A 20322-nucleotide genomic window follows, 5' to 3' on the forward strand; every position below is an offset into this window, starting at 1 on the left:
TCCAGAATGTCGCGCGCATAGATCGGCAACAGCGCCGCCGCGCCGCCGAGGAGCACCGCGAAGAGATCGAGCGAGATCGCGCCGAGCACGATGGGCGAGCGGCGCATGAAGGAAATCCCGGCCGTCAGCCGGTGAATGGCCGTGACGGCGGGCCCTTGCGGCAGCGGCGCCGGCCGTACCTTCATCCCGAGGAAGGCGATGGCGACAACGAGGAAGAAGACGAGCGCCGTGCCATAGGCGACGACGGGCCCCAGAACATAGAGGAAGCCGCCCAGCGCCGGCCCGGTGATGACGGCGATCTGGAACGAGGACGAACTGACCGCGATGGCGCGCGGCATCTGCCGGCCCGTGACGATCAAAGGCACGAAGCTGCGCGAGGCCGGCGCCATGAAGGCGCGTGCCGTGCCGAACAGCGCCAGTGCGGCGTAAAACCACATCACGTCGCTTGTGCCGAGAAGCGACAGCGCGATCAGCCATCCGGCCGCCACCGCCTCGAGCACCGCCGATGCCGCGACGATCAGCCGGCGGTCGATGCGGTCGGCAATGTCGCCGGCGGGCAGGGTGATCAGCACCATCGGCAGGAATTGCGCGAGGCCGACAAGCCCCAGCGCCATCGGGCTTTCGGTCATGTCGTAGACCTGCCAGCCGACCGCGACCGACTGGATCATCATCGCAAGCGTGCCGAGGAAGCGTCCCGAAATATAGAAGCGGAAATCGCGCAGCCGGAAGAGGCCCGCCGGGCTGTCTTCTTCTTCCGTATCGGGACGATCTGGCGGGGCAGGGCTCATGGGCGGACCGGCGTTTCGGGTTCCGGGTTATGCCGCAGAACCATAAGCGAGTCGCCGCCTTTCCTGCGCAACCCGATATGCGCTTTTGACGCAGCCTGTGCCACTTGAATTTTTGCACCGCATGGCTAGATATGCTGCAACGCAACATAAGGAGGCATCGATGAACAGGATGCTGAGAGAATGGCTTCATCAGGCCGCATTCGCCGCGGCAGCCTTCAGTGGTCAGCCCTATTGGGTCGAGCTTGTTGAAGTGCGGCAGGATGTGCCCGAAAAAGTCAAGCAGAACAAGCCATTAAGCGGCTTCGGCCCGGCCCTGCGCGCGGCTGATTGAGCCGCGTCGACCTCCCCCCACCGATTGACAGGTGAGCATGAACCGTGGTTCATTTCTTGAAATGAATTGAGGTTCATATCTTGGCCTACCGCCAGACAGACAAGGTTTCAGCCCGTCTCGCCGACACTCGGCGCGGCATTCTCGACGCCGCGCGCGACCTCGTGTCGGAGGGCGGTTTCGCGGCCGCGCAGATGAGCGAAGTGGCGCGCCGCGCCGGCGTCGCCACGGGCACGCTCTATCGCTATTTTTCCTCCAAGGAAGAACTCTGCCGACAGATCTTTCGCGAAGTCTCGTCGCAGGAGATGGGCCTGCTGGCGACCATCGCGAGCGGCGACGATCCTGCGCGAGCGCGCTTGGTCGAAGTCCTGCGCACATTTGCCGGCCGCGCCGTCAAGGGCCGCCGGCTTGCCTATGCGCTGCTGGCCGAACCGGTCGACGCCAATCTCGCCGAGGAGCGCGCCTTCTTCCGCCGCACCCATGCCGAGATTTTCGCGCGCATTCTTGAAGACGGGGTCGAAGCGGGCGAATTGCCGCCGATGAATGTAAGGATTGCCGCAGCCTGCATCGCGGGCGCCATTCCGACAGCGCTGATCGGACCGCTGGCGCCGCAATCGCATGAACTCGACGAAGATCCCGACCGCATTGTCGACGAGATTGTCGCTTTCTGCCTTGCGGGTGTCGGCGCGGCATTGCCGGAACGGAAAGCCGGAAAGATCGAACGGAGAGCAACGGCATGAGCACCGCGAAAGAACTCTTCACGCCCTCGCAACTTGCGATCGTCCGCAAGCGCTCGGACTGGCGCGGCACATGGCTGGTCTTGCACGGCTGGGCCGTCATCTTCGGTGCGATGGCCGTCTTCGTCGCTTTCCCCAATCCGCTGACCTACATTCTCGCGGTCATGGTCATCGGCGCGCGCCAGCTTGGTCTGGCGATCCTGATGCATGACGGCGCGCATGGCATTCTGACGCACAACCAGAAGCTCAACATGTTCCTGAGCCAGTGGCTCTGCGCCTATCCGATGATGGCCGAGACGCTCGCCTATCGCCGTTACCATCTTCAGCATCACGCGCATACACAGCAGCCGGAAGATCCCGACCTCGTGCTCTCGGCGCCGTTCCCGATCACGCGCAAGAGCTTCCGCCGCAAGATGATCCGCGATCTGACGGGTCAGACCGGCTATCAGCAGCGCAAGGCGCAAATTCTCAACGCGGTGGGCAAGTCCGAATGGCCGCTCAAGCAGCGCCTCGCGCATTACCGGGACAAGCTTGGCCGCGCGACGGTCGCGCAACTCGCGATCTTCGGCATCCTCGCGGCATCCGGCCACTGGTATCTCTATTTCGTCCTCTGGCTGGTTCCCTTCCTGACCTGGCAGCAGGCGATCACGCGCATCCGCAATATCGCCGAGCATGCGATGGTGCCCGACGACAACGATCCGTTCCGCCAGGCGCGCACGACGAAAGCCGGCTGGATCGAACGCGCTTTCCTCGCGCCCTACTGGGTCAACTATCACGTCGAACATCACCTGATGATGTGGGTGCCCTGCTACAATCTCCCCAAGGCACGCGCCTTCCTGATCGCCAATGGCTACGGCCCGCGCATCGAGACGAAGCCGGGCTACCGCGCGGTCATTCGCATGGCGACATCGCGGCCCGATACCGACGACCGGCCGGGCGAACTTGTGCACAATGCGCGCAAGCGCCGGGTCGATGGCACGATGGGCGAGGGCTTCAAGCCCGCCGAGGACGCCGCGTAAACCGCGCCGCCTTTGCCGCCTGCGGCCCGCGTGATAAGTCTCTCCCAACAGATATTCGGTTAAGGGAGAGAGACGCGCATGGCCGACAATCAGGCCGCCAATCCGGCAGCAGACGAGACGACGGCAATCCGCGAGGCGCATCGTTTCGATATCAAGCGTCTCGAATCCTATTGCCGCGATGCCGTGGAAGGCTTTGGCGGCGCGCTTGAGGTGCGTCAGTTCGAAGGCGGTCAATCCAATCCCACATTCCTTTTGACGACGACGGGCGCCGGCGGGGGCAAGCGCTACGTGATGCGCAAGAAGCCGCCCGGCCAGTTGCTGGCGAGCGCACACCAGGTCGATCGCGAGTATCGGGTGATGAAGGCGCTCGGCGAGACCGATGTTCCCGTTCCGCATATGTATGCACTGTGCGAGGACGAGAGCGTCATTGGCACATCGTTCTATGTGATGGATTACCTCGAAGGCCGCGTCTTCCGCGAGTCGGTTATGCCCGGCTCATCCGAAAACGAGCGCCGCGCGGTCTACGCCAATCTCGCCGAGAACCTCGCCAGGCTTCACAAGGTCGATTACGAAAAAGTGGGTCTGGGCGATTTCGGCAAACCCGGGAACTATTTCGAGCGGCAGATCGGCCGCTGGATCAAGCAATATCGCAGCGCGCAGACGGCCGACGTGCCGGCGATGGAAGAGCTCATCAATTACCTGCCGGCGCATATTCCCGACGAACCGTCCGTAACAATCGCGCATGGCGATTACCGCCTCGGCAATACGATGTTTCATGCGACCGAGCCGCGCATGATTGCGGTGCTCGACTGGGAACTCTGCACCATCGGCCATCCGTTTGCCGATGTCGCTTATGCCTGCATGTACGACCTTCTGGGCGTTGCCGGCGGTGCGAGCGCGATCGACCGGACGAAGACGCCCGGCGTGCCGACCGAGCAGGAATTCGTCGCCGAATATTGCCGCCATGCGGGCCGCGACGGCATTCCGCACTGGAACTTTTATCTCGCTTTTTCGATGTTCCGTCTCGCCTCCATCAGCCAGGGTGTCTACAAACGCGGCCTCGATGGCAATGCGAGTTCGGAGCGGGCGATGACTCTGGGCGATTCCTGTCGCATGCTTGCCGACCACGCTTGGGAGATCGTGCAGCGCGCCGACTGAAACAGCCGCAAAACAAGGTTAAAGTTGCGTTAGCCCGATATCGCGACACAAGGGAACGTTAAACAAATCCTTCTAGCATTTCCCCCGTTACGGACGAACCGATCGTCCGCATGACGATGGCCGGCCAGGCGCCGGATGTGGGGAGCAGGGATGAAACGTTCCGTAGAAACGGAGCACGTTGCCGACAAGGCCGCCTCGACACGCGCCGCCGAAGGCTGCCCGCGTCCCGTCGAACGGTTTTACCGCGCGCTTGTCGAGAACGCAGGCGACATTCTGACGATTCTCGATCGCGACGGTGTCATCACCTATCAGAGCCCGGCGGTGCGCGAAGTCATCGGCACTTCGGAAAAGCCATTGATCGGCCATTCCATTTTCAAACTGGTCCATCCCGACGATCGAGACCGGCTGCACAGGAAATTCGAGGAATGCGTCCGTGTGCCCGACTCCACGGTCCTGGAGATTGTCCGCCTGCCTCACGCAAACGGCACGTGGCGACGCATCGAAGCGCGCGCCCGCAATCTGTTGGCGGACCCGGATGTTGCCGGCATTCTCTGTTGCTCGCGCGACGTTACCGAAACACACCGGCTGGAGAGCCAGCTTCGCGAGGCCGAACAGCTCGCGCGTTTCGGTCATTGGCGATGGGTCAAGGGCGAGCCGGCGCCGCAATGGTCGCGCGGCGTTGCGCGCATACTGGGACGCGACGAGACGCAATTGCCGCACGGCGGCGATTGGTACGAGCATCTTGTGCATCCGGACGACCGCGACGAGTTGCTCTCGAAATTCCTCGATGCCTTCGAGACGCAGGAGCCGGTGAACTGCATTACGCGGTTCCGCGCCGATGACGGCGAGTATCGCTATATCAAGACCCATGCCTATGCGGAGGGCGACGCCCATAGCGAGATCGGTGCGCTGGTCGGCCTCGCCGAGGATGTGACCGAGGAGGTGGCGGGCGAGTTGGCGCTGAAAGCCAGCGAAGCCAAATACCGGTTGATGACCGAGCAGGCGTCGGACATCATCGCGCACTACGATACTGAAGCCCGCGTCATCTTCATGTCGCCGGCGGTCGAACAGATTCTGGGGCGTACGCCGGACGAGTTCGTCGGCAAGCCGATCGATGAAGCTATGGTTCACCCGGATGATTTCGGTCGCGTTCGGGCAGCGTTTATCGAATGCGCCGTCAAGGGAAAGGAAGTGCAGTTCGATTATCGTTTCCGTCACAAGAACGGCGACTACGCATGGCTTGAGACCACGTTGCGTGCCGCGCGCGACGAAGCGGGAGAACGGACGACCGAGATCATCGGTATCAGCCGCAATGTCGGCGAACGAAAGCGCCACGAAATGGAACTGATGGACGCGCGTGAGCGCGCCGAAGCGGCCAATCGCACCAAGTCGCGCTTTCTTGCCAATATGAGTCATGAACTCCGGACGCCGCTCAATGCCATTATCGGCTTCTCGGAGATTCTGCGGATGCAGATGTTCGGCCAGCTCGGCCATACGCGCTATCTCGAATACGCCCAACTCATCAATGAAAGCGGCGCGCTGCTTCTCGATCTCATCAGCGACATTCTGGACATGTCCAAGATCGAAGCCGGCAAATACGAACTCCATCTGGAACAGGTGAACCTGCACCATCTGCTGGATTCGAGCATGCGTCTTGTCCGCGGCCGTGCCGAAGAAAACGGTATCGGCCTCGCCATGCACATGTCCGATGATTTGACGGTGGACGAGATTGTCGCCGATGAGCGCGCGCTGAAGCAGATCGTGCTCAATCTGCTGTCGAACTCGATCAAGTTCACGCCCTCGGGCGGCAAGGTATCGGTAACGGTAAGCGCGGCGGAGGACGGTATAAGGATCGCGGTATCGGATAACGGGCGCGGCATTCCTGACGACCAGATCGCGCGGCTCGGAAAGCCCTTCGAACAGGTGGCGACCGACGCGGCCTTGAGCAAGCAGGGCACGGGTCTCGGTCTCGCGCTGGTGCGTTCACTGGCCGAGTTGCATGGTGGCGTCATGTCGATCGAGAGCGAGCTCGACAAGGGGACGGTCGTGACGGTGATGTTGCCGCTGACGCCGCATTGCGTCGTGCCGATGCCGGTAGCGGAACCGGAGGAGGCGCTTGCAAGCGAACCGTCGGGCAATCCCGAACTCGTCAATATGGCCGGGGGCTAAGCCTTGTTCCCCATCATGCGGCGCAGCGCGGCGTCGAGTTCGGCAATGACCTTTGCCGCTGCCGAGTGGCGCTGAATGCCTTTGTAGTATTCAGCCACGGCCGGAAAATGCTTCAGCGGCGCGGCCTCGCCGAACATGGGTCCGATCTGGTCGAAGAAAAAGAGCATTGGGACCAGCGCGCAATCGGCCAGACTCAGACGGCCGCCGACCGCGAATGGCGACCCGTCGAGATAGTATTCCAGCCAGCCGATGCCTTTCACAAGCTCGATCATTTCGCGATCGACGAGAGCCTGGTCGCGGCCTTGCGGGTTGATCTGGGCGAACAGATTTCCCATCGGTTCCATGATGTAGAGATCGCCAATTCGCGCGAGCAGTCGCATGCGTGCGATCGCGGCAGCGCCTTCGGGGCGCAGCGGCGTGCCGAGCTTCAGATCTTCCAGATATTCGCAGATCGTTTCCGACTCCGGCACGACCACGTCGCCATGCACCAGCAACGGCACCTTGTGCATGGGCGTCAGCGTATCGAGCTCGGGAGGCACGTCGCCCGGACCGACATCGATCATCTCGACGTCGATGCCTTTTGTATAGATCGCCAGGCGGCACCGGGCCGCAAAAGGCGAGAGTTGCGCGTTGTACAGTTTCATCGGGGAGGAAGTCATGGGCTGCGTTCCGCTGCTCTTCGTTTTTCGATCTCGCCTGCCGGGCGGTCGCGAAAACGGCCAGCCCTGTTTTGCAGGGCCGGCCGTTCCGGACTTCGGTCAACTGCGGACGCAGCGCCCGCGAATGACATTATTGCACACCGCGATCACTCGGCGGCCGCGCGAAGCTTTTCCTTGTACTTCCTGAACTCGAGCCGTGCGATGGTCCGGTTGTGCACCTCGTCCGGACCGTCGGCCAGACGCAGCGTGCGAATGCCCGAATACATCTTGGCAAGACCGAAATCGGTGGTCACGCCGCCGCCGCCATGCGCCTGGATGGCGTCGTCGATGACCTTCAGCGCCATGCGCGGTGCCGCCACCTTGATCATGGCGATCTCGGTGCGGGCAACCTTGTTGCCGACCGTGTCCATCATATAGGCGGCCTTGAGCGTCAGCAGGCGGCACATCTCGATTTCCGTGCGGGCTTCGGCCACACGCTGCTCCCACACGGAGTGATCGGCGATCTTCTTGCCGAAGGCTTCGCGCGTCAGCAGACGTTCGCACATCTTTTCGAGCGCGCGTTCGGCAACGCCGATGGTGCGCATGCAGTGATGGATGCGGCCAGGCCCGAGGCGACCCTGGCTGATTTCGAAACCGCGGCCTTCGCCGAGAAGCAGATTCTCGGCCGGCACGCGGACGTTTTCGAGAATGACTTCGGCATGGCCGTGCGGTGCGTCGTCATAGCCGAAGACCGGCAGCATACGCACGACCTTGACGCCTTTTGCATCGAGCGGCATCAGGATTTGCGACTGCTGGCGATAGGTGTCGGCCTTCGGATCGGTCTTGCCCATGACGATCGCGATCTTGCAGCGCGGGTCGCCGACGCCCGACGACCACCACTTGCGGCCGTTGATGACGTATTCGTCGCCGTCGCGCTCGATGCGCGTCGCAATGTTGGTGGCGTCGGAAGAGGCCACGGCCGGTTCGGTCATCAGGAAGGCGGAGCGGATTTTACCCTGCAGCAGCGGCTCCAGATATTCCTTCTTGTGGCGTTCGTTACCGTAGCGCTCCAGCACTTCCATGTTGCCGGTGTCGGGCGCGGAGCAGTTGAAAACTTCGGACGCCCAGCCGACGCGGCCCATGATTTCGCAAAGCGACGAATATTCGAGGTTGGTGAGGCCGCCGCCACGCTCGGATTCCGGGAGGAACAGGTTCCACAGGCCTTCTTCCTGGGCCTTCGGTTTCAGGTCCTCGAGAATCTGCGGCACCTGCCACGGATTGCCCTCGGCGCGGAACTTCTCCATCTGGTCGTTGTAGGTCTGTTCGTTCGGGTAGATGTATTTGTCCATGAACCGCTCAAGCCGGGCCAGCAGCTCCTTGACCTTGTCGGTATGTTCGAAATTCATCGGGGTTTCCCTTCGTATTTTTTGTGGTTGGGGGCCTGGACCCCCATCTCAATGTCGAATGGGCGCACTCTAGCGGGTTGCGCCCCGCAAATCACGCGGAAAGCCGTCAATGCGGCAATGCGCCGTCAGTCCCGGCGGGCGGCGAAAAAGTCGCGCAAAAGTGCGGCCGCCCGCGTCTCGCCGAGACCGCCATAGACGTCTGGCCGGTGGTGGCAGGTCGGATGCTCGAAAATGCGCGGCCCATGGTCGACACCGCCGCCTTTTTCGTCTGCCGCTCCATAGTAAATCCGGCGCAGCCGTGCAAACGAGATCGCCGCCGCGCACATCGGGCAGGGTTCCAGCGTTACATAAAGATCGCAGCCGGCAAGCCGCTCCGAGCCACGTGCGGCGCAGGCCTCACGGATCGTCAGCATTTCGGCATGGGCGGTCGGGTCTTTCAGCTCCAGCGTCCGGTTGCCGGCGCGGGCAATGACGGCGCCGTCCGCATCGACCACCACAGCGCCGATCGGCACTTCGCCGCGCGCGCCGGCGGCCTCGGCTTCGGCGAAGGCCATATCCATGGGGCGGGAAGCGGTTTCGGACCTGTTATCGATAGTCATGGGCGGACCCTGCCCGTGCCGCGGCGGCTCCGTCAAGCTGTGGCTTTCAGTCTGGCGAGCCGCCTGATAAAGAGGGGCCATGAACGCCCGTCCGAAATCCCCCGTCTCCGAAACATCGCCCCAGGGCGAACGCATCGCCAAGGTCATTGCCCGTGCGGGCATCTGCTCGCGCCGCGAGGCCGAACAGTTGATCGCGGAAGGCCGCGTGACGGTCGATGGAAAGGTGCTGCAAAGCCCCGCGCTCAATGTGACGGGCCGCGAAATGATCGTCGTTGGCGGCAAGGCGCTGCCGAAGCAGGAACCGACGCGGCTCTGGCGCTATCACAAGCCGGCCGGCCTTGTGACCACGGCGAAGGATCCCGAGGGCCGCACCACCGTCTTTGAGCGTCTGCCCGCCGGCATGCCGCGTGTCGTTTCGGTCGGCCGCCTCGATATCAACACCGAGGGGCTTTTGCTGCTCACCAATGACGGCGAACTGGCACGGTTGCTGGAGCTTCCGGCCACTGGCTGGACGCGGCGCTACCGGGTGCGTGCTTGGGGCGCGGTTACCCAGACCGATCTCGACAAGCTGAAAGACGGCATCACGGTCGACGGCGTGCGCTACGGTGCGATCGAGGCGAAGCTCGACAAGGTACAGGGCTCCAACGTCTGGTTGACGGTCGGCCTCAAGGAGGGAAAGCATCGCGAGGTGAAGCGCGTGCTCGGTGCATTGGGCCTGAAGGTCAACCGCTTGATCCGGCTTTCCTTTGGACCGTTCCAGGTCGGCGATCTCGCCGAAGGCGAGGTCGCGCAGGTGCCGAACCGCGTCTTGATGGACCAGCTCGGCGCGCATGCCGAAAAGTTTGGGCAGACGGGTGCGGTGGCGAAACCGGCGGGTAGTGCACTCCGGAAACAGGCCGGAGAAGCGCCGGAAAAATCGACGGGAAAACCGGCAGGCAAGCCATCGGCAAAAGCGAGCGTAAAACCGGGCGGGACGAAACCGCGACTGAAAACCTTCCGCGCAAAAAAAGCCGATGCGGCCGGTACGGGAAAGGGGCGCCATGCGGATCGTCGGCGGCGCCCTTAGGGGCCGGGTCATCGCCGCACCAAAAGGCGACCGCGTACGGCCAACCGGCGAGCGTGCGCGTGAGGCGCTGTTCAATATCCTGGCCCATGCGGATTTCGATGGCTTCGAGCTCGAAGGCGCTCGGGTCCTGGATCTTTTCGCCGGCTCGGGCGCTTTGGGACTCGAAGCGCTGTCGCGCGGTGCGGCCTTCGCGCTTTTCGTCGATGACCATGCCGAGAGCCGTGCCGTCATTCGCGAAAATCTCGAGCATCTCGGTCTCAACGGCAATGCCAAGCTCTACAAGCGCGATGCGACCTCGCTCGGTCCGCGGCCCGGCAGCGTCGGCCCGGCCTTCTCGCTTGTTTTTGCAGATCCGCCCTACGGCCGGAAGCTTGCCGAAGCGGCGCTCGCTTCGGCGCGCGACGGCGACTGGCTTGCGCCCCGCGCGCTTTGCATCGTCGAGGAAGCCGTAACCTCCGACTTCGTTGCGCCGGAAGGTTTCGACGAAGTCGACCGGCGGCGCTACGGCGTCACCGAAATCGTTTTTATGCGGGCTCCCGCCTGACGCCGCTCCCTCGTCAAAGGAACATTCCGTTGCTGATTTCCGGTCTCTCCGCGCTGGCTTCCCGTTATGACGCGCTCCTTTGCGATGTCTGGGGCGTATTGCACAATGGCCGCGAAGCCTATCCGGGCGTCGCCGATGCCCTGGGTAACTTCCGCGCCAAGGGCGGGCATGTGCTGCTGCTCTCCAACGCGCCGCGGCCTTCGACGGCGCTGCCGGAGATGTTCCGGCGTCTGGGTATTCCGTCCGATGTCTATGACGGCATCCTGACCTCGGGCGATGCGACGCGCACCTATCTTGCGAGCAGGGCGCTGGGCGAGGCCTGCTACTACATTGGGCCCGATCGCGATCTGAACCTGTTCGACGGCACCGGCGTTACGTGTGTCGATGAAGCGGACGCCGAATTCATCCTCGCGACCGGGCCCTTCGATGATGAAGTGGAAGGGCCGGAGGACTATCGCGAGCAATTCGGGAAGTTTGCCGCGCGGAAGCTGCCTTTCGTCTGCGCCAATCCCGACATCGTCGTCGAGCGTGGGACGAAACATATCTACTGTGCCGGCGCGCTGGCTGCGCTCTATGAAGAACTCGGCGGTGAGGTCGTCTATTTCGGCAAGCCGCACCGGCCGATCTACGAAGTCGCGCGTGGCCGCTTGGCCGAAATTGCCGGCGCGCCGGTCGCCGACGCGCGAATACTCGCCATAGGCGACGGCCCGATGACCGACATCATGGGGGCCAATGACGCAGGGATCGACGCGCTTTTCATCACCGGCGGCATCGCCGCCGCCGATTGCGGCCCGGCGCCCGAAAAGCCGGAAGGCCCGCGCGTTGCCGCCGTTCTGGCACGCGCGGGCGTCGCCGCCGTCGGTGCCATGCCTCGTCTCGTCTGGTAAGCGTGACGCAGGGTGTCCGGTCGCCCGCACTTGACGCACAGGGACCGATCCGCCATCACCTTTGGCCAAACCTAGTGCCCCGGAGCTCCGACCCCCGCCGATGCAGATTATCCGCCATCACGAGCACGTGCCGCCCGGCCTGCAAGGCGGCGTCTATGCGCTTGGCAATTTCGATGGCGTGCATCTCGGCCACCTGAAGGTGATCGGCGAAGCGGCACGGGTTGCGGGCGAGCTCGGCGTGCCGCTCGGTGTCCTTGTCTTCGAGCCGCATCCGCAGCAGTTTTTCTTCCCCGATCGGCCTTTCTTCCGGCTGACCCCCTTCCGCGCCAAGGCGCGGCTGCTGGAAAAAGTGGGTGTCGATATTCTGGCCGCGCTGCCCTTCGACCAGCGCATGTCGCAAAGGCTGGCGCCGGAGTTCGTTCTCGATGTGCTGGTCGACGGTCTTCGTGCCGTTCACCTCGTGGCCGGCTATGATTTTCGTTTCGGCAAGGCGCGTGGCGGCGATGCCACGGCGCTTTCCTATATGGGTGAGATGGAAGGCTTCGGCGTCAGCATCGTCGAGGAGGTGCGGGACGGCGGGGAAGCCTATTCCTCGACCCGCATCCGCGAACGTCTCGCCAAGGGCGATCCGCGCGGTGCGGCAAAACTGCTCGGCCATTGGTGGACCGTCGAGACGCATATCCAGCCGGGCGACAAGCGCGGCCGCACCATTGGCTTTCCAACCGCCAATATGTCGCTCGAGGATCACGTCGAACCGGCGCTGGGCGTCTATGCGGTGAAGATCGAGATCGAGGATGGGCCGCACAAGGGCATTTACGACGGCGTCGCGAATGTCGGCCGGCGGCCCACCTTCGACAAGCAGGACGTGCTGCTGGAGGCTCACATTTTCGATTTCGATGGCGACATCTATGGCGCGCACGCAGCCGTGTCTTTCATCGAATATCTGCGTCCCGAACAGAAGTTCGACGGATTGGAAAGCCTGAAAGCGCAGATTGCCAGGGACAGCGACAAGGCGCGCGCCGTCCTGGCCGCGCTTCCAGCCGGGACATGAGCGATCCCACTCGCTTCATCCGGGAAAACACCGCACTTCACGAACCGCCGCTCATTCCCGAAATAAGATTGCACCTCGCCAGCGAGATCGTGCCGATCTGGCAGATGACCGAGGAAGAACTTGAAAAGAGCGGCTTGCCGCCGCCCTTCTGGGCTTTCGCCTGGGCGGGCGGCCAGGCGCTGGCGCGCTACATTCTCGACAATCCGGAAGTCGTGCGCGGTGCCCGTGTCCTCGATTTCGGTTCGGGCTCGGGGCTCATCGCCATTGCCGCGATGAAAGCGGGAGCAGTGTCCGCGCTTGCCGCCGACATCGACGCCTTCGCAACGGCGGCGATCGCCCTCAATGCCGGGGCGAATGGTGTTGTTGTCGCAACCACAACTGACGATCTCGTCGGCATCGACAATCGCGGCTGGGACATCGTTCTCGTTGGCGACATGTGCTACGAGGGACCGCTTGCGGCGCGCATCGAAGCGTGGCTTCGCAAATTCGCCGGCGAGGGGCTGCCGGTACTGATCGGCGATCCGGGCCGCACCTATCTGCCGAAATCGGGCCTCGAAAAACTGGTCTCCTATGCCGTGAAAACGACGCGCGAGCTTGAGGACACTGACGTCCGCAACACCAGCGTCTGGCGCGTGCTACCGGCGTGAAACCTGTTCAAATCCGGTCAGACGACCCCCGTCTCACGCACAGTGCTTTGCATGGATTGGCTTTGCGCAGGTGGGCGCCCATCTCCTAAATTCCGAAACGGAACTTATTGGCATGGCTGCAACGCCCAATCGAAGGATCGCCCGATGACCGATCATGTGCTCGTGACCATCGAAGACGGTGTCCAGATCGTCACCATCAATCGTCCAGACAAGAAAAACGCGCTGACGGCGGAGATGTACAAGGTGCTGGCCGACGCAATCGAGACGGCGGATGCCGACCCGAAAATCCGCGTCACCTACTACACCGGCACCGGCGGTTCCTTCACGGCGGGCAATGATCTCGCCGACTTCGCCAAGGCGGGCACGACGCCCGTTGACGAACAGCCGAAGGAAAAGCCGCATGTGACGCGCTTCCTCGAAAACCTCGCCAATGCCGAAAAGCCCGTCGTGGCGGCGGTGAACGGGCTTGCCGTCGGCGTCGGCGTCACCATGCTGCTTCACTGCGATCTCGTCTATGCGGGCGCGAGTGCGACCTTCCAGATGCCTTTCGTCAATCTCGGCCTCGTGCCGGAAGCGGGCTCGACCTTCCTGCTGCAGCGTCAGATCGGCATTCAAAAGGCGGCTGATCTCTTCCTCACCGGCAAGAAGATTGGTGCGGAAAAAGCAGAAGCCATCGGACTCGTTGCGGATGTCTTCCCTGACAACGAGTTGCCCGTGGAAGCGCTTGCACGCGCCAAGGCGCTTGCCGCGAAGGCGCCCAATGCGGTGCGGGCGACCAAGGCGCTGCTGAAAGATAATGACCGTCCGCGGGTCGGCGAAGCGCGCGAGGCCGAGGCCCGCGTCTTCGGTGCGCAGCTTCGTTCCGACGAAGTAAAAGAAGCGATCAGCGCCTTTTTCGAAAAGCGCCCCCCGGATTTTTCAAAGGTGAGCTAGATCAATAAGCGGGCGGGCGCGCGCCGCCGACAAGGCGTTGGCCCCAGAGGCGCGGCTGGCCCGACTGGCCGAAACTGAGCGGCCGCCGGGCCGACAGCGGATTGGCGCCGGCATGGGGTTGCGGTTCGCCGACATGGAGCGCCCCGAGCTTGCGTTCGGCAGGATGAAGCGTTCCCTCGCGGTCCTCGACCAGCAGCGGCAGCCGAAGCATCCGGCCCCATGAACGCCAGCGCGCCGGCGCGTCGAGCCCGTCATGCGAGGCATGGACGACGAGATTGCGTTTCGGATTTGTGCGGTGGGTCAATTCGACCAGAAGCGATTTCTCGATACGACGCCTGTCGCGGTCAACCACCCTGAGCGCGATGCCGTCATAGGCCGAAAGAGGCTCCGACCATTCGAAAACGCCGAGGATCGGTGAGGAGTCGTTTGCGGTCACGGCGTCGGCAAAGATCGTCGCATAGCGAATGAAGCCGAAGCTGCGCGGCAGCAGCTCCGTCGCCGCGATGGCGACATGCTGGGGCAGGCAAAAAGGATCGGCGTCAATTTCGCCGCCACGCCAGATGCGCGGCGCCTGTCGCCGGGGTTCTGTTTTGTCCGTGGTCAAATGACGCACTCCTGCCTTGCCTTCAGCCCTCAAGCCTAGGCGGGGAACGGTTGGCGCCCTGTTAACGGATCGGGTCAATTTGGCAGGAATGCGGGAATACGGCATTCTGCGCGCCCGGACGCCCCAGGCCCGGAAAACCGCAAGAAAGCCCGGAAAACCGATGTCCTACGCCTCGCTGCGCGAATTCCTGTCGAAACTCGACGCCTCTGGCGATCTCGCCCGGGTCCGGGAGCCCGTATCGACCGTCCTGGAGATGACCGAAATACAGACCCGGCTGCTGGCGGAACAGGGGCCGGCGGTGTTGTTCGAACAGGCGCTGATGGCCGACGGGCGGCCGTCACCCATGCCCGTTCTGGTCAACCTTTTCGGCTCGGTGGAACGGGTGGCGCAGGCCGTGACGATGGGCGGTGTCGAGCGGCGTCATGCCCGGGATCTGCGCGAGGTGGGCGAGGCGCTCGCCTTCCTGCGCCAGCCGGAACCGCCGGGCGGTTTCCGCGAGGCGTTCGAAATGTTGCCGTTGCTGAAGACGGTGATGGCAATGAAGCCCAGGACGCTTTCAAACGCACCGTGTCAGGAGGTTGTGCTGAAGGGCAGCGACATCAATCTTCACGACCTGCCGATCCAGACCTGCTGGCCGGGCGAACCGGCGCCCCTCATCACCTGGCCGCTGGTCGTGACCAAGGGGCCGGGCACAAAACGCGAGGACGATTTCAATCTCGGCATCTACCGGATGCAGGTGCTCTCTCGCGACAAGACGATCATGCGCTGGCTGGCGCATCGAGGTGGCGCGCAGCATCACGCACGCTGGAAGAGCGAAAAGCGCGAACCGTTGCCGGCCGCCTGCGTGATCGGCGCCGATCCAGGCACGATCCTCGCCGCGGTCACGCCCGTGCCGGACACGCTCAGCGAGTATCAGTTCGCAGGCCTCCTGCGCGGCCAGAAGGTCGAACTCGTCGACTGCAAGACGGTGCCGTTGAAAGTGCCGGCGGAAGCCGAGATCGTCATCGAAGGCCATGTCTCGCTGGAGGATTACGCGGACGAAGGCCCTTACGGCGACCACACGGGCTATTACAACTCGGTCGAGAAGTTCCCGGTCTTCACCGTCAGCGCGATCACGATGCGCAAGGATCCGATCTATCTCTCGACCTTCACCGGCCGCCCGCCGGACGAGCCTTCCGTCCTCGGCGAGGCGCTGAACGAAGTCTTCATTCCGCTGCTGCAGCAGCAATTTCCCGAGATCATCGACTTCTGGCTGCCGCCCGAAGGCTGCTCCTACCGGATCGCCGTCATTTCGATGAAGAAGGCTTATCCCGGCCACGCCAAACGCGTGATGATGGGCGCATGGTCATACTTGCGGCAGTTCATGTACACCAAATGGGTGATCGTCGTCGATGACGACATCGACGCGCGCGACTGGAAGGACGTCATGTGGGCGATCTCGACGCGCATGGACCCCGTGCGCGATGTGACGCTGATCGAGAACACGCCGATCGACTATCTCGACTTCGCCTCGCCGGAGTCCGGCCTCGGCGGCAAGATCGGCCTCGATGCGACCAACAAATGGCCGCCCGAGACGAAGCGCGAATGGGGCCGCCAGATACGTATGGATGAAGAGGTGATCGAGGCTGTGACGAAGAAATGGTCGAAACTCGGCCTGCCGGGTACGGGCAAGCCGATCTGGAAGTGACGCCCCATGACCCCCGTCACGGACACGCTCTCCATCGGCGACGGTGAAGTCTCGATCACCTATATCCGCGCCGGCGGGCCGGGCGGGCAGAATGTCAACAAGGTGTCGACGGCGGCACAGCTGCGCTTCGACGTGCGCAACTCACCCTCGCTGAACGGGCGCGTCAAGGAGCGGCTGGAGCGTATCGCGGGGGCGAGGCTCACCAAGGACGGCGTCATCGTCATCACTGCCAATCGTTTCCGCACGCAGGAGGCGAACCGCCGCGATGCTGTCGACCGTCTGGTCGAGATGATCGCCGCCGCCGCGCACCAGCCCAGGTTTCGCGTGCCGACCAGACCAAGCCGCGCGGAGAAACGGCGGCGTCTTGAGAGCAAGGTGAAGCGCGGCGCGACGAAGCGGCTTCGCAGCCGCACGCTTCGCGGGGACGATTGAGATACTTTTTGTCCTGAAAGATACTTTCCCCACGCTGTCATGCAGGCCGTACGCCGTGCTAGCCTCGCGGCCGACACGGAGAATCAAGCCCATGACAAGAAAAAGGGAGGGTGCTCGATGACCTTCTACTCGATTTCGCTGGCGATCGTCGGCGTCTATGCCGGCCTCAACATTCTCATCAATCTGTTCCTCGCTTATCGCGTCTCGGCGAACCGGATTCGCACCAATGTGATGACCGGCACCGGCGACGATGACAAGCTCTACAATGCGAGCCGTGCCCACATCACCAATGTCGAATACACACCCATCGGGCTTATCGGTCTTGTGATTCTGCACATGCTTTCGGCTTCGATTATCGTGCTGCATATCGTCGGCCTCGCGCTCACCATCGGCCGCGTCCTGCATGCGATCGGCGTTTCGCGCACAGGCGCTTCGACGCCGCCGCGCCTCGTCGGGACTCTGTTGACATGGATAGGGCAGCTTGTGGCGGGCCTCGCCTGCCTCTATTACGCATTGCTCTAGCATGATTGGGAAGCAACACGTATGACCAGGACGGCAACGGCCGGTGGAATGCCGTCTGCGCTCAACGCGGCGTCGGCGTTGGTCGACCGCGCGCTGAAGGCGGGAGCCGAGGCTGCGGAAGCGGTCGCCATGGAAGGCATTTCGCTTGGCGTCTCGTGGCGGCTCGGCAAGCTCGAGGACGTCGAGCGTTCGGAGGGCTGCGATGTGAGCTTGCGCGTCTTCATCGGCAAACGTCAGGCAAGCGTTTCCACCACCGATCTGTCGGAAGCGTCGCTGGCGCCGATGATCGAACGGGTGGTGGCGATGGCGCGCGCCGCGCCGGAAGACCCATATTGCGGGCTCGCCGATGCGGCCCTGCTGGCGCGAGACTGGCCCGATCTCGACATTGAAGACAAGAGCGTACCGCCCACGGCCGAACAACTTGCGGCCTTCGCCGCGGAGGCCGAGGAAGCGGCCCTCGCCGTCGAAGGCGTTACCAATTCGAGTGGCGCCGGCGCCGGCTGGGGCCGCTCCGGTGTTGCCCTGGTGACCGGCTACGGTTCCGGAAACGGATTTGCTGGAAGCTACGCCGGCACTTCTTGCTCCGTTTCCTGCTCGGTCCTGGCAGGCGACGGCACCGCCATGGAACGCGACTACGACTACACGACGGCGCGGCATGCGCAGGATCTCGAAGGGGCAGCCGTCATTGGCAAGCGTGCCGGCGAGAAAGCCGTGCGGCGCTTGCATCCGCGCAAGGTCCCCTCGCAAACCGTACCGGTCGTCTACGACCCGCGCGTGTCGGGTGGGCTTGTCGGTCATTTTTCCAGCGCGATTTCAGGAACATCGATCGCACGTGGTACCAGCTTTCTGAAAAACGACATGGGCCGCTCGATTTTTGCCGATGGCGTTTCGATTGTCGACGATCCGCATATGAAGCGCGGCTTGCGCTCGAAACCGTTCGATGGCGAGGGTGTCGGGAACAGCCGCATGATACTGGTCGAGAACGGACGCCTGATGACATGGCTGCTCGACAGCGCGACCGCACGCCAACTCGGCCTGGCCACAACCGGGCATGCGGCGCGCGGGGCGGGCGGGCCGCCGTCACCGGCTCCGACCAATCTTTATATGGAGGCCGGTTGCCTCAACGTGAACGAATTGATTGCCGACATCAAACAGGGGCTCTATGTCACCGAGTTGATTGGCATGGGTATCAACGGTGTCACCGGCGACTACAGCCGTGGCGCTTCCGGCTTCTGGATCGAAAACGGTGAAATTGTCTATCCTGTGAGCGAAATCACGGTCGCTGGAAATCTCAAGGACATGTTCCTGAACATGACGCCGGCGGACGATCTGGAATTTCGTCATGGCACCAATGCGCCGACCATCCGCGTCGAGGGGATGACAGTTGCCGGTACCTGACAGTGATTTCACTCTGCTGAAGGAAACGGTCAGAGATGCAGGGGCGCTTGCCATGCGCTATTTCGGCACCGATCTCAGGAAATGGTCGAAGGGTGCCGACAACAGCCCTGTCACCGAAGCCGACATTGCAGTCAACGATCTCTTGCGCGCGCGATTGACAGGCGCACGGCCTGGCTACGGCTGGCTGTCGGAAGAAACTGAAGACAATCCGGTTCGCCTCGCGCGGCCGTTGACCTGGGTGGTCGACCCTATTGACGGCACACGTGCCTTCGCCAGGGGCGATCCCCATTTCGTTGTATCCGTCGCGTTGGTGACGGAGGGGCGGCCGACGCTGGCCGTGCTTTTCAATCCTGCGACCGACGAATTTTTCGAAGCGACGGCAGGCGGCGGCGCACGGCTCAACGGCGCGCCGATTCATGTCAGCAATTGCTCCCGGATCGAAGGGTGTCGGATTGCCGCCTTCGCGCCGATGTTCAAGCATCCCGGCTGGGAACGCGCCGGCATCGCGCCATGGCCCGAAATGGAAATTCTGGAGCGCAATTCCGTTGCATACCGAATCGCGCTTGTCGCCTGCGGCGCGGCCGACGCGGCGCTGGCGCTCAATGCGAAAAGCGACTGGGATCTTGCTGCGGCCGATCTCATCGTCAATGAGGCCCGGGGCCGGATGACGACACATGACGGTGAGCCCTTTATCTATAATCGGGAAAGCACACGCCACAGAAGTTTGCTCGTCGCCGGTTCGGCGCTCCATGATGCCCTGCTTGCCAAAGTGGGTGCCGTCCGGCTGCCCCGATAGTCCGGATTTCTTCGCGAGGTAGTGCGGTCGTGATAGGATCCGACTCGCATTCGGCATTCCCCCGGTCAGAGGCCATTATGTCAAAGCAACTCCTCCATCTCGTCTTCGGCGGCGAGCTGACGCATCTGGAGAGAAGAGAGTTCAAGGACACGGCGGCCCTCGATATTGTCGGCATCTTCCCGAGCTATGTCGAAGCGCACCGTGCGTGGAAGGCGGCAGCTCAACGAACGGTAGACAACGCGCATATGCGTTACTTCATTGTGCATCTCCATCGGCTTCTCGATCCGGATGAGGATGGCGACCATGACAACTGAACGCCCGTCGCCCCGCATGGTCGGAAAGGCGTCGCCCGGTCCGAGTACGATCTTGTCGCTCGCGTGTCTTTTCGGTTTTCTGGCCGCTGTCTTTATTGTTGGCTGGTCGGCCGGAGCAGTAACCTCAACGAGCGTCGGCGGTTGGTATGAGACGCTGGTCAAACCGCCGCTCAACCCGGACCGGTGGATTTTTCCGGTTGTCTGGAATTTCCTGTATTTCCTGATGGCGATCTCGGCCTGGCTTGTCTGGCGGACGGCCGGAAGCTTCGACAAGGCCGGAGGACAGCTCGCCTTGTTTGGTATGCAGCTTGCGCTGAACCTCTCCTGGAGCATCGTGTTTTTCGGATTGAAAAGTCCGGCTCTCGCCATCCTGGTCGTGCTGGCTCTTGATGGCGCCATCTGGCTCACGATCATGGCGTTTCTCAAGATCGACCGGCTGGCGGCTTTGTTGTTGCTGCCCTATCTCGCATGGACGTTGTTTGCTACATACCTGACGATCGGCGTCGCGCTGCTGAATTGACGAACGACCCGGAAATCGGCCAAAAGATCAATTGAATGAAGCGTTTACCATTCTCCGCCTTTATGGCGGCAGGTGGCGC

Annotated in this window: 23 protein-coding genes; 18 read left to right on the forward strand and 5 right to left on the reverse strand. The window is 62.8% G+C overall.

All coding sequences use genetic code 11. The annotated features are described in order from the left end of the window. Nucleotides 1-788 (reverse strand): MFS transporter (locus WEB61_RS05990; RefSeq protein WP_368063421.1); only part of this gene is annotated, 788 nt, incomplete at its 3' end. Nucleotides 789-948: 160 nt separating this feature from the next. On the opposite strand from WEB61_RS05990, the gene WEB61_RS05995 reads away from it, so the two are divergent. From WEB61_RS05995 to WEB61_RS06015, 5 genes are all read left to right on the forward strand, one after another. Continuing rightward, complete coding sequence (locus tag WEB61_RS05995; protein WP_368063422.1) at nt 949-1119, forward strand: hypothetical protein; 171 nt, start codon at nt 949-951, stop codon at nt 1117-1119. Nucleotides 1120-1199: 80 nt separating this feature from the next. After that, the gene (locus tag WEB61_RS06000) at nt 1200-1856 is read left to right on the forward strand and encodes a TetR/AcrR family transcriptional regulator (protein ID WP_368063423.1); all 657 of its coding nucleotides are present in this window, start codon (nt 1200-1202) and stop codon (nt 1854-1856) included. Then, nucleotides 1853-2872 (forward strand): fatty acid desaturase family protein, encoded by a 1020-nt coding sequence (locus tag WEB61_RS06005; RefSeq protein ID WP_368063424.1) that lies wholly within the window; start codon nt 1853-1855, stop codon nt 2870-2872. The genes WEB61_RS06000 and WEB61_RS06005 overlap by 4 nt, the downstream gene beginning before the upstream one ends. A 78-nt stretch (nt 2873-2950) precedes the next feature. After that, nucleotides 2951-4030 (forward strand): phosphotransferase, encoded by a 1080-nt coding sequence (locus tag WEB61_RS06010; RefSeq protein WP_368063425.1) that lies wholly within the window; start codon nt 2951-2953, stop codon nt 4028-4030. A 150-nt stretch (nt 4031-4180) separates the two neighbouring features. Continuing rightward, nucleotides 4181-6199, forward strand: coding sequence for a PAS domain-containing protein (locus WEB61_RS06015; protein WP_368063426.1), 2019 nt, complete (start codon nt 4181-4183; stop codon nt 6197-6199). Here the strand turns inward: WEB61_RS06015 and WEB61_RS06020 are convergent. The 3 genes from WEB61_RS06020 to WEB61_RS06030 form a co-directional block, all read right to left on the reverse strand. After that, nucleotides 6196-6843: a glutathione S-transferase family protein gene (locus tag WEB61_RS06020; protein WP_368063427.1), complete on the reverse strand. Its 648-nt coding sequence runs from the start codon at nt 6841-6843 to the stop codon at nt 6196-6198. The two genes, WEB61_RS06015 and WEB61_RS06020, sit on opposite strands and share 4 nt — an antisense overlap. Before the next feature lie 161 nt (nt 6844-7004). Further along, nucleotides 7005-8243 carry an acyl-CoA dehydrogenase family protein gene (locus tag WEB61_RS06025; RefSeq protein WP_368063428.1) on the reverse strand — a complete coding sequence of 413 codons (1239 nt, stop codon included), beginning with the start codon at nt 8241-8243 and terminating at the stop codon, nt 7005-7007. Nucleotides 8244-8368: 125 nt separating this feature from the next. Further along, complete coding sequence (locus WEB61_RS06030; protein ID WP_368063429.1) at nt 8369-8842, reverse strand: nucleoside deaminase; 474 nt, start codon at nt 8840-8842, stop codon at nt 8369-8371. 79 nt (nt 8843-8921) lie between these two features. Here WEB61_RS06030 and WEB61_RS06035 point away from each other — a divergent pair, with 79 nt between their 5' ends. The 6 genes from WEB61_RS06035 to WEB61_RS06060 all read left to right on the forward strand — a co-directional run bounded on the left by WEB61_RS06035 (nt 8922) and on the right by WEB61_RS06060 (nt 13970). After that, on the forward strand, nt 8922-9908 hold the full coding sequence (locus WEB61_RS06035; RefSeq protein WP_368063430.1) for a pseudouridine synthase: 987 nt from the start codon (nt 8922-8924) through the stop codon (nt 9906-9908). Next, the gene (gene rsmD, locus WEB61_RS06040) at nt 9883-10452 is read left to right on the forward strand and encodes a 16S rRNA (guanine(966)-N(2))-methyltransferase RsmD (RefSeq protein ID WP_368063431.1); all 570 of its coding nucleotides are present in this window, start codon (nt 9883-9885) and stop codon (nt 10450-10452) included. The genes WEB61_RS06035 and rsmD overlap by 26 nt, the downstream gene beginning before the upstream one ends. A 29-nt stretch (nt 10453-10481) precedes the next feature. After that, entirely contained in the window at nt 10482-11339 is an 858-nt protein-coding gene (locus WEB61_RS06045; protein WP_368063432.1) for a TIGR01459 family HAD-type hydrolase, read from the forward strand. Nucleotides 11340-11439: 100 nt separating this feature from the next. Beyond that, nucleotides 11440-12390, forward strand: a complete 951-nt coding sequence (locus WEB61_RS06050; protein ID WP_368063433.1) for a bifunctional riboflavin kinase/FAD synthetase — start codon at nt 11440-11442, stop codon at nt 12388-12390. Next, a complete protein-coding gene (locus WEB61_RS06055; protein ID WP_368063434.1) occupies nt 12387-13037 on the forward strand; it encodes a methyltransferase in 651 nt (216 codons plus the stop codon). The genes WEB61_RS06050 and WEB61_RS06055 overlap by 4 nt, the downstream gene beginning before the upstream one ends. A gap of 144 nt (nt 13038-13181) precedes the next feature. After that, complete coding sequence (locus WEB61_RS06060; protein WP_368063435.1) at nt 13182-13970, forward strand: enoyl-CoA hydratase; 789 nt, start codon at nt 13182-13184, stop codon at nt 13968-13970. Nucleotide 13971: 1 nt separating this feature from the next. On the opposite strand, the gene WEB61_RS06065 is transcribed toward WEB61_RS06060, so the two are convergent. Further along, nucleotides 13972-14574: a DUF6101 family protein gene (locus WEB61_RS06065; protein ID WP_368063436.1), complete on the reverse strand. Its 603-nt coding sequence runs from the start codon at nt 14572-14574 to the stop codon at nt 13972-13974. Nucleotides 14575-14734: 160 nt separating this feature from the next. On the opposite strand from WEB61_RS06065, the gene WEB61_RS06070 reads away from it, so the two are divergent. From WEB61_RS06070 to WEB61_RS06100, 7 genes are all read left to right on the forward strand, one after another. Continuing rightward, nucleotides 14735-16261 carry a UbiD family decarboxylase gene (locus WEB61_RS06070; protein WP_368063437.1) on the forward strand — a complete coding sequence of 509 codons (1527 nt, stop codon included), beginning with the start codon at nt 14735-14737 and terminating at the stop codon, nt 16259-16261. A 6-nt stretch (nt 16262-16267) separates the two neighbouring features. Beyond that, complete coding sequence (gene arfB, locus WEB61_RS06075; protein ID WP_368063438.1) at nt 16268-16693, forward strand: alternative ribosome rescue aminoacyl-tRNA hydrolase ArfB; 426 nt, start codon at nt 16268-16270, stop codon at nt 16691-16693. 117 nt (nt 16694-16810) lie between these two features. Next, nucleotides 16811-17215, forward strand: coding sequence for an MAPEG family protein (locus tag WEB61_RS06080; protein ID WP_368063439.1), 405 nt, complete (start codon nt 16811-16813; stop codon nt 17213-17215). Nucleotides 17216-17236: 21 nt separating this feature from the next. Continuing rightward, on the forward strand, nt 17237-18613 hold the full coding sequence (locus WEB61_RS06085; protein WP_368063440.1) for a TldD/PmbA family protein: 1377 nt from the start codon (nt 17237-17239) through the stop codon (nt 18611-18613). Next, nucleotides 18600-19409 carry a 3'(2'),5'-bisphosphate nucleotidase CysQ gene (locus tag WEB61_RS06090; protein ID WP_368063441.1) on the forward strand — a complete coding sequence of 270 codons (810 nt, stop codon included), beginning with the start codon at nt 18600-18602 and terminating at the stop codon, nt 19407-19409. The genes WEB61_RS06085 and WEB61_RS06090 overlap by 14 nt, the downstream gene beginning before the upstream one ends. A 77-nt stretch (nt 19410-19486) precedes the next feature. Continuing rightward, nucleotides 19487-19723: a DUF4170 domain-containing protein gene (locus WEB61_RS06095; protein WP_368063442.1), complete on the forward strand. Its 237-nt coding sequence runs from the start codon at nt 19487-19489 to the stop codon at nt 19721-19723. After that, nucleotides 19713-20243: a TspO/MBR family protein gene (locus WEB61_RS06100; protein WP_368063443.1), complete on the forward strand. Its 531-nt coding sequence runs from the start codon at nt 19713-19715 to the stop codon at nt 20241-20243. Before WEB61_RS06095 ends, WEB61_RS06100 begins: the two co-directional genes overlap by 11 nt. Nucleotides 20244-20322: the final 79 nt, after the last annotated feature.

The sequence above is a fragment of the Parvibaculum sp. genome (assembly GCF_040882025.1).
Lineage (GTDB): Bacteria > Pseudomonadota > Alphaproteobacteria > Parvibaculales > Parvibaculaceae > Parvibaculum.

Excerpts from the sequence above, each read along its gene's own strand:
- WEB61_RS05995 (WP_368063422.1), top strand. The coding sequence starts at position 949 with ATGAACAGGATGCTGAGAGAATGGCTTCATCAGGCCGCATTCGCCGCG.
- WEB61_RS06005 (WP_368063424.1), top strand. The coding sequence starts at position 1,853 with ATGAGCACCGCGAAAGAACTCTTCACGCCCTCGCAACTTGCGATCGTC.
- WEB61_RS06010 (WP_368063425.1), top strand. The coding sequence starts at position 2,951 with ATGGCCGACAATCAGGCCGCCAATCCGGCAGCAGACGAGACGACGGCA.
- WEB61_RS06015 (WP_368063426.1), top strand. The coding sequence starts at position 4,181 with ATGAAACGTTCCGTAGAAACGGAGCACGTTGCCGACAAGGCCGCCTCG.
- WEB61_RS06020 (WP_368063427.1), bottom strand. The coding sequence starts at position 6,843 with ATGAAACTGTACAACGCGCAACTCTCGCCTTTTGCGGCCCGGTGCCGC.
- WEB61_RS06025 (WP_368063428.1), bottom strand. The coding sequence starts at position 8,243 with ATGAATTTCGAACATACCGACAAGGTCAAGGAGCTGCTGGCCCGGCTT.
- WEB61_RS06030 (WP_368063429.1), bottom strand. The coding sequence starts at position 8,842 with ATGACTATCGATAACAGGTCCGAAACCGCTTCCCGCCCCATGGATATG.
- WEB61_RS06035 (WP_368063430.1), top strand. The coding sequence starts at position 8,922 with ATGAACGCCCGTCCGAAATCCCCCGTCTCCGAAACATCGCCCCAGGGC.
- rsmD (WP_368063431.1), top strand. The coding sequence starts at position 9,883 with ATGCGGATCGTCGGCGGCGCCCTTAGGGGCCGGGTCATCGCCGCACCA.
- WEB61_RS06050 (WP_368063433.1), top strand. The coding sequence starts at position 11,440 with ATGCAGATTATCCGCCATCACGAGCACGTGCCGCCCGGCCTGCAAGGC.
- WEB61_RS06055 (WP_368063434.1), top strand. The coding sequence starts at position 12,387 with ATGAGCGATCCCACTCGCTTCATCCGGGAAAACACCGCACTTCACGAA.
- WEB61_RS06060 (WP_368063435.1), top strand. The coding sequence starts at position 13,182 with ATGACCGATCATGTGCTCGTGACCATCGAAGACGGTGTCCAGATCGTC.
- WEB61_RS06070 (WP_368063437.1), top strand. The coding sequence starts at position 14,735 with ATGTCCTACGCCTCGCTGCGCGAATTCCTGTCGAAACTCGACGCCTCT.
- arfB (WP_368063438.1), top strand. The coding sequence starts at position 16,268 with ATGACCCCCGTCACGGACACGCTCTCCATCGGCGACGGTGAAGTCTCG.
- WEB61_RS06080 (WP_368063439.1), top strand. The coding sequence starts at position 16,811 with ATGACCTTCTACTCGATTTCGCTGGCGATCGTCGGCGTCTATGCCGGC.
- WEB61_RS06085 (WP_368063440.1), top strand. The coding sequence starts at position 17,237 with ATGACCAGGACGGCAACGGCCGGTGGAATGCCGTCTGCGCTCAACGCG.
- WEB61_RS06095 (WP_368063442.1), top strand. The coding sequence starts at position 19,487 with ATGTCAAAGCAACTCCTCCATCTCGTCTTCGGCGGCGAGCTGACGCAT.
- WEB61_RS06100 (WP_368063443.1), top strand. The coding sequence starts at position 19,713 with ATGACAACTGAACGCCCGTCGCCCCGCATGGTCGGAAAGGCGTCGCCC.